Raw genomic sequence first — 12,482 nt, forward strand, 5'->3', positions numbered from 1 at the left:
TGAGCACCCGCCCGCACAACCATCGCCGCACTCCGCGTGTCGTGCATAGCGCCGGAGTGTGGGCACAATTGGCGTGACTGTGCAGAGCTGGCTGGCATCGCGCAACGGATGGGGAGGCAGGAACGACGGTGGCGGAACGTAGCACGGCTGCCGTCGACGTGGCCGACAACAGCGGCGACGAGCCGCCGGCCGCCAAGGCGGACGAGGCCACGACCGACGGGACGGCGCAAGCCGAGGACACCAAGGGCGCGAGCCCCAAGGACACCGAGAACACGGACGGTGGGCGGAAGCGTTCCGAGGCCATTCCGGCGTCACCCGATCTGCACAGCGGTCACAAACTCGCCGGGCGCTACCGCCTGGAGGAGTGCGTCACCCGTCTGGACGGCTTCAGCAGCTGGCGCGCGGTCGACGAGAAGCTGCGCCGGGCGGTGGGCGTCCACCTGCTCCCCGCCGACCACCCGCGGGCCCGCTCGGTGCTGGCCGCCGCCCGTTCCTCGGCCCTGCTCGGCGACCCCCGCTTCGTCCAGGTCCTGGACGCCGTCGAGGAGAACGACCTCGTCTACGTGGTCCACGAATGGCTGCCGGACGCCACCGAGCTCACCGCTCTGCTGGCCGCCGGGCCGATGGAGGCCCACGACGCCTACCAGCTCGTCAGCCAGCTCTCCCAGGCGATGGCCGCCGCCCACCGCGAGGGCCTCTCCCATCTGCGCCTCACCCCCGGCGCGGTCCTGCGCAGCTCCACCGGGCAGTACCGCATCCGCGGCCTCGCCGTGAACGCCGCCCTGCGCGGCATCACCGCCGAGCGCCCCCTCCGTACGGACACCGAGGCCATCGGCGCCCTCCTGTACGCCGCCCTGACCCACCGCTGGCCGTACGGGGACGATGCCCACGGACTCGCCGGGCTGCCCAAGGGCCTGGGGCTCATCGCCCCCGACCAGGTACGGGCCGGCGTCCACCGCGGCCTCTCCGAGCTCGCCATGCGGGCGCTCGCCAACGACGGTGCCACCGCCTCCCGGCAGGAACCGCCCTGCACCACCCCGGACGAGCTGGCCAAGGCCGTCGCGGCCATGCCGCGCATCCTGCCGCCGGAGCCCACGTTCGCAGCCCCGCCGGCCTACCAGCGCACGACCTATCAGCAGGGCACGTACGGACGCCCGTCCTCCCACCCGTCCGCCGTCACACAGCCCGTGATGCCGGCCCCTCCGGCGCCCCTCCAGAGCCGCACGGGCCGCGTACTCAAGTGGACCGTGTCCGCTCTCCTCATCGCCGCCCTGGGCCTCGGCAGCTGGCAGCTCGCGGAAGCGCTGCTCGACCGGACCAAGGGCTCCGACGACACCGGCGTCACCGAGCCGAACGAGGACGACAAGAACAAGGGCGACAAGCCCGCACCGTCCGCCGAACCCCTGGACATCGCGGGGGCCACGGAGTTCATGCCCGACGGCTCCGGAATCAAGCAGCGGGAGGTGGCGAACACCGTGGACGGCGACCGGGGAACGCACTGGGTCACCCCGCGCTACGAGGGCTTCGCCAACTTCGGCAATCTCCCCCAGCGCAAGCAGGGCAGCGGCATCATCGTCGACCTCGGCAAGGTGCGGGACGTCTCCGGCATCGATGTGTCCATGTACCGGAGCGGGCAGACGACGACCGTCTCCGCCGCGTCCCCGGACGCCTCGTCCCCCTCCACGACGGCCGACTTCGACCAGCAGATCGTCAAGCGGACGGTCGCCGGGCCGACGCTCAAGGAAACGCTCGACAAGCCCGTCCGCACCCGCTACGTCCTCATCCACATCACGGAGCTCCCGGCGGACGGCACGGGCGGATACCGCGGCGGCATCACCGACATCTCCGTCCTCGGCTGATCACAGGCCGGTGCGGCATCACCCGTACCGGCCGTGATCACCGACCCGACCCGCCCGCTACTGTGGGGCGGACCGTCCGGCCCCGCCGAGCACCCGCGACGACAAGGGTTGCGGCCGTCACGCCCGTGACGGCAGGCTTCTCCCGTCGCACCGCTGCACCGGGCGCGGCCCACATGTGACATCGGATCCGGTTCGGAGGGGGAGCACGGTGGATTCCGTTCCACCAGAGGCACCGAGCGACTCGGACCTGCTCGCCCAGCATGTGGCGGGCGACCCCGACGCCTTCGGTGAACTCGTACGCCGTCACCGCGACCGGCTCTGGGCCGTGGCGCTGCGGACCCTGGGGGACCGCGAGGAAGCGGCCGATGCCGTCCAGGACGCCCTCGTCAAGGCCTTTCGCGCCGCCCACACCTTCCGCGGCCAGTCCGCCGTCACCACCTGGCTCCACCGGATCACCGTCAACGCCTGCCTCGACCGGGTACGCAAGGCCGCCTCCCGCAAGACGTCCCCCGTGGACGACGCCGAACGGCTCGATCAGCTTCTGGAGCCCCACGAATCCGCCGAGGCCCCCGCCGTACGGCAGGACCTCCACCGCCAGCTCCAGAAGGCCCTGGACACGCTGCCCGCCGAACAGCGGGCGGCCCTGGTCCTCGTCGATATGCAGGGCTACCCCGTGGCGGAGGCCGCCGACATTCTGGACGTCCCGACGGGCACCGTGAAGAGCCGGTGCGCCCGGGGCCGGGCGAGACTGGCCCCCCTGGTCCGCCATCTGCGCGCGGAAACCGGGGGACAAACCCCCGGCGAGGAGAACAGCGCGGGCGGAAGGAACCAGACGCACGAAGCATCCGTCCCACCTGCGTCAGGCCCCAGAGACGCAGGAGCAAGCGATCCTGCCGCCACGAAGGGAGGAGGTGGGCGCCCATGACACCCACGGCCGACACGGCTCAGCACCCGGAGGTCTCCGAGATCTCCGATCTCACCGAGGGACTGCTCACTCCTTCCCGGACCGCGGAAGTCCAGCAGCACCTCGCGGAGTGCGACCTCTGCGCAGAGGTCCGGGACTCCCTGGAGGAGATCCGCGGACTGCTCGGGACGATGCCCGCCCCCGAGCCGATGCCCGAGGACATCGCCGCCCGCATCGACGCGGCTCTCGCGGCGGAAGGCCGCCCCACCCCCTCCACCGAGGACGAGCCGGTCGTTGTTTCACGTGAAACAACGGCCGCCGAAAGCGCGACGACCAGCAGGCCGGCGACCGGATCCGCTTCCGTGACCGGTAGCACCCCTGCCCCGGACCGCCCCGCGGGCCGTTCCTCTGCCGCGACCGGACCGGGCCGACGTCCCACCCGCCGCCGCCGGCGCACCGTGGTCCTCGGCACCGCCTTCGGCGCCGCGGTCATCGGGATGAGTGTCTTCTTCCTCCAGTCCCTCACCCCGTCCGGCGACGCGGCCAAGCCGGCCACCGACAGCGGAGTCAGCGCCGCGGACAGCAGCGCGCCCGCCTACGCGGACAGCACACTCGAAGCCCAGGTGCGCGACCTCCTCGGCGACGAGGCGAGCCAGGAGAGCCCCGGCGCCAAGAAGGTGGAGCCGGAGGCCGACACCAAGTCGTCGAGCGAAGCCTTCACGCCCGAAGCCGAGCCGTCCAAGAGCCCCATGAGGGCTCCCGCCGTCGCCGTGCCGGCCTGTGTGCAGCAGGCCACCGGCCGCACCACGCCGGCCCTCGCCCTCGACGAGGGAACGTACCGGGGAACGGACGCCTATCTCGTCGTCCTGCCGCACGCGAGCGACCCCGCACGCGTACAGGCCTACGTCGTGGCCTCCGCCTGCGTGGACACCGCCCCGGAGTCCCCCGGCCAACTCCTGCTCACGCGCTCCTACAACCGCCCCTGAAGGCCGTCGGCGACCGCCGCGGCGTGTCCGGGAATGCATCAGCCGTAGGATCCGTTGGGTGGGGTGAGAGTCGATGACCGACCCCGTAGGCAGTTAGGCAGTCTGCAGAAACGAGGAAGAAACCCGTGAGCGACGTCCGTAATGTGATCATCATCGGCTCCGGACCGGCCGGGTACACCGCCGCGCTGTACACCGCCCGTGCCTCGCTGAACCCGTTGGTCTTCGAGGGCGCCGTCACGGCCGGTGGTGCGCTGATGAACACCACCGACGTGGAGAACTTCCCCGGCTTCCAGGACGGCATCATGGGCCCCGAGCTCATGGACAACATGCGGGCCCAGGCCGAGCGCTTCGGCGCCGAGCTGGTTCCCGACGACGTCGTCGCCGTCGACCTCACCGGCGAGATCAAGACCGTCACCGACACCGCGGGCACCGTCCACCGCGCCAAGTCGGTCATCGTCACCACCGGTTCCCAGCACCGCAAACTCGGACTGCCCAACGAGGACGCCCTCTCCGGACGCGGCGTCTCCTGGTGCGCGACCTGCGACGGCTTCTTCTTCAAGGACCACGACATCGCCGTGATCGGCGGCGGCGACACCGCGATGGAAGAGGCGACCTTCCTCTCCCGCTTCGCCAAGTCCGTCACGATCGTCCACCGCCGTGACACCCTGCGCGCCTCCAAGGCCATGCAGGACCGTGCCTTCGCCGACCCGAAGATCAAGTTCGCCTGGGACAGCGAGGTCGCCGAGATCAAGGGCGACCAGAAGCTCTCCGGTCTGACCCTGCGCAACACCAAAACCGGCGAGACCTCCGACCTCCCCGTGACCGGCCTCTTCATCGCCGTCGGCCACGACCCGCGCACCGAGCTCTTCAAGGGCCAGCTGGAGCTCGACGACGAGGGCTACCTGAAGGTCGAGGCACCCTCCACGCGTACCAACCTCACCGGCGTCTTCGGCGCCGGCGACGTGGTCGACCACACCTACCGTCAGGCCATCACGGCAGCGGGCACCGGCTGCTCCGCCGCCCTGGACGCCGAGCGCTTCCTTGCGGCCCTGGCCGACGCCGAGCCCGCCGAGCCGGAGAAGACCCCGGCCGTCTGAACGTCCGCACCACACCCCACCACCCCGAGAGACTAAGGAGGCCGCCGTGGCCGGCGACCTGAAGCACGTTACGGATGACACCTTCGACGAGGTCGTCCTCAAGAGCGACAAGCCGGTTCTGGTGGACTTCTGGGCTGCCTGGTGCGGCCCGTGCCGCCAGATCGCCCCCTCGCTGGAGGCGATCGCGGCCGAGCATGGCGACCAGATCGAGATCGTCAAGCTCAACATCGACGAGAACCCGGCCACCGCCGCCAAGTACGGCGTGATGTCCATCCCGACCCTGAACGTGTACCAGGGCGGCGAGGTCGCCAAGACCATCGTCGGCGCCAAGCCGAAGGCCGCGATCCTCCGCGACCTCGAAGGCTTCATCAGCGCCTGACCGCGCACCAGCGCCCCGGCGCGATGTTTCACGTGAAACGGGCCCACCCCTTGAAGGGGCGGGCCCGTTTCGTATGTCAGGAGGAAGCGGCATCGCCTCACAACGGCCGCAGCACCGGCTCCTTCTGGACCGCCCCCAGAAGCCGGTCGAGCGCCATCTCCACGTCTTCCTTCCAGGAGAGCGTCGTCCGCAGCTCCAGCCTCAACCGTGGATGCACGGGATGCGGGCGCACGGTCTTGAAGCCGACGGCCAGCAGATGATCCGCGGGGAGGACACAGGTGGCCTCCCCGGACCGCGCGTCGCCGAACGCCTCGATCGCCTTGAAGCCCCGGCGCAGCACATCCTTGGCCACCGTCTGCACCATCACACGGCCGAGCCCCTGGCCCTGGTACTCGGGAATGATCAGACCGGTGATGAGCTGAACGGCATCGGGGGAGACCGGGCTCGTCGGGAACGCCGTCGAACGGGGGACGTACGCGGGCGGGGCGTAGAGCACGAAGCCGACCGGCACGTCGTCCACATAGACCACCCGGCCGCAGGAGCCCCACTCCAGGAGAACCGCGGAGATCCAGGCTTCCTTCTCCAGCTCCGCCTTGCCCGCCTTTACCGCGGCTTCCCCACTGACCGGGTCAAGCTCCCAGAAGACGCACGAGCGGCAACGCTCGGGGAGATCCGGAAGGTTGTCCAGGGTGAGTGGTACGAGCCGGCGTCCCATGACGGCGATTCCTCACTTCCTTCGCCCGCCGCACCACGTGCGGCTGCCAGCGCGCTCCGTTCGCGGAACAGGCTGCCGACGAATCCCCCGACGGCGCCCAGGCCGAGACCGACCGTGACGAGCCGACTGCGGCTCACTCTTCGCAAGGCCTCCGCCCTCCTCTGAGGTCGATCACCGTGGATGCGCCGTCCCAGAACGCATCGTATCCACCCAGAGGTGATGCGGATACCGAGAGAGGGCAAAGGGCGGGCCGTGTTCCGGTATGCACCGGCGCACGGCCCGCCCTTCGATGAACCTCTGCGGCTCAGCCCTCGCCGTCCTCCTCGGACGCCTCGGCGAGCCCGCGCTCCAGCACCCGGCCCTCGCCCGGAGCGAGGCTGCCGAGGATGCGGTCCAGGTCCTCCATCGAGGCGAACTCGACGACGATCTTGCCCTTCTTCTGCCCCAGGTCGACCTTCACCCGGGTCTCGAAGCGGTCGGACAGCCGCGTCGCCAGGTCGCTCAGGGCGGGGGACAGACGCCCGCCGGCCCTCGGACCCTTGGACTTCGGGGAGCTCGTGGGGCGCGAGCCCATCAGTGTCACGATCTCCTCGACCGCCCGCACCGACAGCCCCTCGGCCACGATGCGATGGGCCAGCTTGTCCTGCTCCTCGGAGTCGTCCACGGACAGCAGGGCCCGGGCATGACCGGCGGAGAGAACACCTGCGGCAACCCGGCGTTGCACCGGCGGGGACAGCCGCAGGAGCCTCAGCGTGTTCGACACCTGCGGACGGGAGCGGCCGATCCGGTCGGCCAGCTGGTCATGCGTGCACTTGAAGTCCTTGAGCAGCTGGTCATACGCGGCGGCCTCTTCCAACGGGTTCAGCTGAGCCCGGTGAAGGTTCTCCAGCAGCGCGTCCAGCAGCAGCTTCTCGTCGTCCGTGGCGCGGACGATCGTAGGAATCCGCTCCAGGCCCGCTTCGCGGCAGGCCCTCCAACGGCGCTCACCCATGATGAGCTCGTAGCTGTCCGGGCCCACCTTGCGGACGACGACCGGCTGGAGAAGGCCGACCTCCTTGATGGAGACGACCAGCTCGGCCAGCGCGTCCTCGTCGAAGACCTCACGGGGCTGGCGCGGGTTCGGCGTGATCGCCGCGATCGGCAGCTCGGCGAAGTACGCACCGGACGTCCCGACGCCCTGCTCGGACCGGTCCTCCGGGGCGGACGCCGGCTCCGGCACCACCGGGGAGGACGGCAGCGCGGTCACCTTCGCGGCGGCCACCCCGCGCTCCGCCGTCAGCACCGGCCCCGTGCCCGACGCCGCACCGCTCCCGGGCGTCTGCACCTGCTTCTCCTGAGGAGCGGCGGGGATCAGCGCACCGAGCCCACGCCCCAGTCCTCTACGACGCTCACTCACTGAAGGCCCTCCGAAACGTTCTGCTGGCTGTTCTGACTGCTCGTGTGGGCGTGCTGAGCCTCGTAGTGCACACCGACGCCCCGCAGGGCGATCTCCCGGGCGGCTTCGAGATACGAGAGCGAGCCGCTGGATCCCGGATCGTAGGTCAGCACGGTCTGCCCGTAGCTCGGCGCCTCCGAGATACGCACCGACCGCGGGATGCTCGTCCGCAGCACTTCCTTGCCGAAGTGGGTACGGACCTCCTCGGCGACCTGGGAGGCGAGCCTCGTCCGGCCGTCGTACATCGTCAGCAGGATCGTCGAGACATGCAGCTCCGGGTTGAGATGGCCCCGCACCAGATCGACGTTCCGCAGGAGCTGCCCCAGGCCCTCCAGCGCGTAGTACTCGCACTGGATGGGGATCAGCACCTCGGCACCGGCCACCAGCGCGTTCACCGTCAGCAGCCCCAGCGAGGGCGGGCAGTCGATGAGGATGTAGTCCAGCGGCTGCTCGTACGCCTGGATGGCCCGCTGAAGCCGGCTCTCCCGCGCCACCAGCGAGACCAGCTCGATCTCGGCACCGGCGAGATCGATGGTCGCGGGGGCGCAGAAGAGACCCTCGACATCCGGTACGGGCTGGACCACCTCGGAGAGGGGGCGGCTGTCCACCAGGACGTCGTAGATCGAGGGGACATCGGCGTGGTGATCGATGCCCAGAGCCGTGGAGGCGTTGCCCTGCGGGTCGAGATCGACCACCAGAACGCGCGCACCGTGCAGGGCCAGGGAGGCGGCAAGGTTGACCGTCGTGGTCGTCTTACCGACCCCGCCCTTCTGGTTGGCCACCACCATGACGCGGGTGCGGTCAGGACGGGGCAGCCCTTCACCGGCGCGGCCAAGGGCCTCGACCGCCAGCTGAGCGGCACGGCCGATGGGTGTGTCGTCCATCGGCGGCGGTGTTTCACGTGAAACACCCTCACCCACGGACTCGGTTCGGGGACCGGGGACCGGGTCGGTCATCGGTCCCGCGATGTTGGCGTCGGACCGCAAGGATTCACTCTCCTCGACTTCAGGCTCGCAATGAACAGAGCCTGCCATGCTTTCGGGGTCGTGAACCAGCGAGGCCCGCTGTTCTGTGGATGAATCCGTGGGTGTGGACAACTCGGCCACCCGTCCGGGCTTGCGGTCGCGCGGCGTGGCAGCCGCACGACCGCGGCCGATGATTCCCTGCAACAGAGAGCGACGTTTCACGTGAAACACGATGCCCCTGCGGAGCAACTACCAGGCCACGACACTCCGCAGCGGTGAGGTATCGCCACTTTCCGTCGGAAATGCTGCTAAGCAACCCAAGGGACCACAGAGTTCGTATAGCGCACACCGCCGGAGTCCTTCCGGCCGGACGGCGTCGCCGTCTCAGCGACGCCTGCGCGTGCGCCCCGTGCGAGCGGCCTTGGCCCTCTTTGCGGCGAACCTCACACCGCCCGGGCTCTCGCCCACCACGACGCGGACCACCGTGGAGAGCGGATCGACGACGCCTTCACCGACATGGAGCACCTCGGTCTCCACGACACCGAGCTTGCCGAGCGCGGCCCGGGCGCCGGCGATCTCCTCCTCCGCGGTGTCGCCCTTGAGCGCGAGCATCTCCCCGTACGGCTTCAGCAGAGGAACGCCCCAGCCCGCCAGCCGGTCCAGCGGCGCCACCGCACGGGCGGTCACCACCTGAACGGGCTGCAACGTCCCGAGGACCTCCTCGGCCCGGCCGCGTACGACCGTCACATGGTCCAGGCCCAGCAGCTCGACGACCTCCTGGAGGAAGTTCGTCCGCCGGAGCAGCGGCTCCAGCAGGGTGATCTTGAGGTCGGGGCGCACCAGAGCCAGCGGGATCCCGGGCAGACCCGCGCCCGAGCCCACATCGCAGACGGTGACGCCTTCGGGCACGACCTCGGAGAGCACCGCGCAGTTCAGTAGGTGCCGCTCCCACAGCCGGGGGACCTCACGCGGGCCGATCAGGCCGCGCTTGACCCCGGCATCCGCAAGAAGTTCCGCGTACCGGACAGCCTCCGGGAAGAGCTCTCCGAACACCGCCTGCGCCTCCGCAGGTGCCTGGGGGAGCTCTGCTGCCTCCGTCACGGGGACCGTCCTTCCATACCGCACTCGCGCACTGTGGGTGGCTGACTATCGGGCTGACAAAGATCGGCCCCGCCTGCGTACAGACGGGGCCGACAGTACAAGGATCCGGTCAGGCCGGGAGAACGACGACGAAGCGCTGCGGCTCCTCGCCCTCCGACTCGCTCCGGAGACCGGCCGCGGCGATCGCGTCGTGCACGACCTTGCGCTCGAACGGCGTCATCGGGTCCAGCTTCACCGGCTCGCCCGTGCTCTTGACCTCGTTCGCGGCCTTGGCACCCAGCTCCGCGAGGACCGCGCGCTTCTTGGCCCGGAAGCCGCCGATGTCCAGCATCAGACGGCTGCGGTCGCCGGTTTCCCGGTGGACGGCCAGCCGCGTCAGCTCCTGGAGCGCCTCCAGGACCTCACCGTCGCGGCCCACGAGCTTCTGAAGGTCACGCGGCGATTCGCTGATGATCGACACCGCGGCCCGGTCCGCCTCGACGTCCATGTCGATGTCGCCGTCGAGATCGGCGATGTCGAGCAGTCCCTCGAGGTAGTCGGCCGCGATCTCGCCCTCCTGCTCCAGGCGGGTCAGGGTGTCGCTGCCCGCCTCAGCGGCGGCCGTGGAGGTGGTGCCTTCCGTCACGGATGGACTCCTTCTTACTTCTTGGACGGGTGCTTGGGCCGCTGCGGACCCTTGCGCTGCCCGGACTTGGCTTGGCGTGAGGAGCCGGAGGCGGGCTTGCCCGCCGACTTCGGCTTGCTGTCCTGCGGTGCGTCCTGCTTCTCGAGCGAGGTCTTGGAGCCGGCTGCCGCGGACTCCGTGTCCTTGGCACCCGCCGTCGCGTGACCGGCCGTCTGGCGCTTCGCCTTGGTCTGGCGCTTGGGCTGCTGGCGCTTGTGCGCCTGGCCGCCCTCGGCGTCGGCCGCGGCGGTCTCGCTCTTCGCCACCGTGCCGTCCTCCTGGGCCGCGAGACCCAGCTTGCCGAGACCGGTGATGAACTTGCGCTCGATGTCGTTGCGGTCGGAGCCCTTGGCGACGATCGCCTTGACCATCTTGCGCCGGGTACGGCCGCGCACCTCGCCGTGGGAGGTCACGCTCTTGAGCACCCGCTGGAGGTAGGCGTCCTGCGCCTTGCTGCCCGGCGTCGGGTTCTGGTTGATCACGTACATCTGCTGACCCATGGTCCAGACGTTGGTGGTCAGCCAGTAGACGAGGACACCGACGGGGAAGTTGATGCCCATCACGGCGAAGATGACCGGGAAGATGTACATCAGCATCTTCTGCTGCTGCATGTACGGGGTCTTCACCGTCAGGTCGACGTTCTTCGTCATCAGCTGGCGCTGGGTGAAGAACTGCGAGGCCGACATCAGCACGATCATGATCGCGGTGACGATCCGGACGTCCGTCAGGGACGCGTCCAGCGAGGTGACCTTCTCGACGCTGTCCGTGAACTTCGCGGCCAGCGGGGCACCGAAGATGTGCGCCTGACGCGCGCTGTCCAGCAGGTCCTGGTTGATCGCGCCGATCTTCTTGCCCGAGGCGATGGACGACAGCACGTGGTACAGGGCGAAGAAGAACGGGGACTGCGCCAGGATCGGAAGGCACGAGGAGAGCGGGTTGGTGCCCGTCTCCTTGTACAGCTTCATCATCTCTTCGGACTGACGCTGCTTGTCGTTCTTGTAGCGCTCCTGGATCGCCTTCATCTTCGGCTGGAGCACCTGCATATTGCGGGTCGACTTGATCTGCTTCACGAAGAGCGGGATCAGGCAGATCCGGATCAGCACCACCAGGGACACGATCGACAGGCCCCAGGCCCATCCGGAGTCATCGCCGAAGAGCGCTCCGTAGACCTTGTGGAACTGGACGATGATCCATGAAACAGGTGTGGTGATAAAGCTGAACAGACTGGCAATCGTGTCCACTAATCAGGCTCCTTGAGCATTGGGCGAGGTCTCTGCGGCCGGGCTCGGAGGTTCGGAGACCGACCCCCCGGACGGCACTTCAGCGGCGGACTCCCCGCCCTTTTCACCGCGCAGGGCGTTGCGCAGCAGCTCGTGCCACCGCGGACGCTTACGAGGCGGAACATGATCCACACCACCGGGTGACCACGGATTGCACCGCAGGATGCGCCAAGCGGTCAGCGCCGTTCCCTTGATGGCACCGTGCCTGTCGATCGACGTATATCCATAGTGGGAACACGACGGGTAATACCGGCAGACAGGCCCGAGGAGTGGACTGATCGTCCACTGGTACAGCTTGATGAGAGCAAGCAGCGGGTACTTCATCGCGCGCCCCCTCCCAGCAGCCGCTGAAGAGCGGCATCCAGGTCTCGGGCCAGCTGTGCATGATCGGCGTCGCCCGCACCGGGCAGCGCCCGTACGACAACAAGGCTACCGGGGGGCAGCTGAGCCAGCCGGTCGCGGACCAGGTGGCGAAGCTTCCGCTTCACCGCGGTGCGCACGACGGCGCCCCCCACAGCCTTGCTGACAACGAAACCCGCACGCGGCGGGGGAACAGTCTCCCCCGTCACGTGCGGGTCCGTTGCACCGCTGCGTAGATGGACGACGAGCAGCGGACGTCCGGCTCGACGTCCTCGTCGTACCGCGGTCGCGAAGTCCTCGCGCCGCCTCAGCCGATTCTCGGTAGGCAGCACGGCATGGACCTGTGAGCGATCAGGCGGACAGGCTGCTGCGGCCCTTGCCGCGGCGGTTCGCGAGGATCGCACGGCCGGCACGGGTACGCATGCGCAGACGGAAGCCGTGGGTCTTGGCGCGACGGCGGTTGTTCGGCTGGAAGGTGCGCTTGCTCACTCGGGGGCTCCAGAAATGATTCGTGTCTTGGCGGGACATCGCCTGGCTGTCACCGTGCGCCCACGAGGAACTCGCGTAAACGCCTTAGTGCACCGCTTCACAATCACAGATCGTGATCTTTGCCCATCGGAGGCAGGCGGCAGCAGCCATCGACAACTCGACCTGGTCACGGTACGCGCGGCTACGCCATCCGGTCAAACCGGCTCCGTGCGACCCCCCATTGTGCACAGCCTGTGGACAACAACTTG

Annotated in this window: 14 protein-coding genes; 5 read left to right on the forward strand and 9 right to left on the reverse strand. The window is 69.2% G+C overall.

Going from position 1 to position 12,482, the window contains the following annotated elements; genetic code table 11:
* The first annotated feature begins 128 nt into the window (after window positions 1–128).
* From A3Q37_RS11810 to trxA, 5 genes are all read left to right on the forward strand, one after another.
* Window positions 129–1,859, forward strand: a complete 1,731-nt coding sequence (locus A3Q37_RS11810; protein ID WP_065482105.1) for a protein kinase family protein — start codon at window positions 129–131, stop codon at window positions 1,857–1,859.
* 208 nt (window positions 1,860–2,067) lie between these two features.
* Window positions 2,068–2,784, forward strand: coding sequence for an RNA polymerase sigma factor SigM (gene sigM / locus A3Q37_RS11815; protein WP_065482108.1), 717 nt, complete (start codon window positions 2,068–2,070; stop codon window positions 2,782–2,784).
* Window positions 2,781–3,749, forward strand: coding sequence for a hypothetical protein (locus A3Q37_RS11820; RefSeq protein ID WP_065482111.1), 969 nt, complete (start codon window positions 2,781–2,783; stop codon window positions 3,747–3,749). Before sigM ends, A3Q37_RS11820 begins: the two co-directional genes overlap by 4 nt.
* 125 nt (window positions 3,750–3,874) lie before the next feature.
* Complete coding sequence (gene trxB, locus A3Q37_RS11825) at window positions 3,875–4,846, forward strand: thioredoxin-disulfide reductase (protein WP_065482114.1); 972 nt, start codon at window positions 3,875–3,877, stop codon at window positions 4,844–4,846.
* Window positions 4,847–4,892: 46 nt separating this feature from the next.
* Window positions 4,893–5,225, forward strand: a complete 333-nt coding sequence (gene trxA / locus A3Q37_RS11830) for a thioredoxin (RefSeq protein ID WP_018957328.1) — start codon at window positions 4,893–4,895, stop codon at window positions 5,223–5,225.
* Window positions 5,226–5,322: 97 nt separating this feature from the next.
* On the opposite strand, the gene A3Q37_RS11835 is transcribed toward trxA, so the two are convergent.
* From A3Q37_RS11835 to rpmH, 9 genes are all read right to left on the reverse strand, one after another.
* A complete protein-coding gene (locus tag A3Q37_RS11835) occupies window positions 5,323–5,940 on the reverse strand; it encodes a GNAT family N-acetyltransferase (protein ID WP_065482117.1) in 618 nt (205 codons plus the stop codon).
* 304 nt (window positions 5,941–6,244) lie between these two features.
* On the reverse strand, window positions 6,245–7,336 hold the full coding sequence (locus A3Q37_RS11840; protein ID WP_079137751.1) for a ParB/RepB/Spo0J family partition protein: 1,092 nt from the start codon (window positions 7,334–7,336) through the stop codon (window positions 6,245–6,247).
* Window positions 7,333–8,409, reverse strand: coding sequence for a ParA family protein (locus A3Q37_RS11845; RefSeq protein ID WP_079137752.1), 1,077 nt, complete (start codon window positions 8,407–8,409; stop codon window positions 7,333–7,335). The genes A3Q37_RS11840 and A3Q37_RS11845 overlap by 4 nt, the downstream gene beginning before the upstream one ends.
* 315 nt (window positions 8,410–8,724) lie before the next feature.
* Window positions 8,725–9,441, reverse strand: coding sequence for a 16S rRNA (guanine(527)-N(7))-methyltransferase RsmG (gene rsmG, locus A3Q37_RS11850; RefSeq protein WP_065482136.1), 717 nt, complete (start codon window positions 9,439–9,441; stop codon window positions 8,725–8,727).
* Between the two features lie 109 nt (window positions 9,442–9,550).
* Window positions 9,551–10,066 (reverse strand): R3H domain-containing nucleic acid-binding protein, encoded by a 516-nt coding sequence (locus A3Q37_RS11855; RefSeq protein ID WP_032776537.1) that lies wholly within the window; start codon window positions 10,064–10,066, stop codon window positions 9,551–9,553.
* A gap of 14 nt (window positions 10,067–10,080) precedes the next feature.
* Window positions 10,081–11,346 (reverse strand): membrane protein insertase YidC, encoded by a 1,266-nt coding sequence (gene yidC, locus A3Q37_RS11860; protein WP_065482139.1) that lies wholly within the window; start codon window positions 11,344–11,346, stop codon window positions 10,081–10,083.
* 3 nt (window positions 11,347–11,349) lie between these two features.
* Window positions 11,350–11,709, reverse strand: a complete 360-nt coding sequence (yidD, locus tag A3Q37_RS35580; RefSeq protein ID WP_079134237.1) for a membrane protein insertion efficiency factor YidD — start codon at window positions 11,707–11,709, stop codon at window positions 11,350–11,352.
* Window positions 11,706–12,077, reverse strand: coding sequence for a ribonuclease P protein component (gene rnpA / locus A3Q37_RS35585; protein WP_079137753.1), 372 nt, complete (start codon window positions 12,075–12,077; stop codon window positions 11,706–11,708). The genes yidD and rnpA overlap by 4 nt, the downstream gene beginning before the upstream one ends.
* Before the next feature lie 19 nt (window positions 12,078–12,096).
* Window positions 12,097–12,234 (reverse strand): 50S ribosomal protein L34, encoded by a 138-nt coding sequence (gene rpmH / locus A3Q37_RS11865; RefSeq protein ID WP_003967884.1) that lies wholly within the window; start codon window positions 12,232–12,234, stop codon window positions 12,097–12,099.
* Between the last annotated feature and the right edge of the window lie 248 nt (window positions 12,235–12,482).

Origin of the sequence: Streptomyces sp. PTY087I2, assembly GCF_001687325.1 — a bacterium.
Classification (GTDB): Bacteria; Actinomycetota; Actinomycetes; order Streptomycetales; family Streptomycetaceae; genus Streptomyces.

Bases quoted from the DNA above. Each gene is read 5' to 3' on its own strand.
- A3Q37_RS11820 (WP_065482111.1), top strand. From the start codon at position 2,781: ATGACACCCACGGCCGACACGGCTCAGCACCCGGAGGTCTCCGAGATC.
- A3Q37_RS11835 (WP_065482117.1), bottom strand. From the start codon at position 5,940: ATGGGACGCCGGCTCGTACCACTCACCCTGGACAACCTTCCGGATCTC.
- A3Q37_RS11845 (WP_079137752.1), bottom strand. From the start codon at position 8,409: ATGGCAGGCTCTGTTCATTGCGAGCCTGAAGTCGAGGAGAGTGAATCC.
- yidD (WP_079134237.1), bottom strand. From the start codon at position 11,709: ATGAAGTACCCGCTGCTTGCTCTCATCAAGCTGTACCAGTGGACGATC.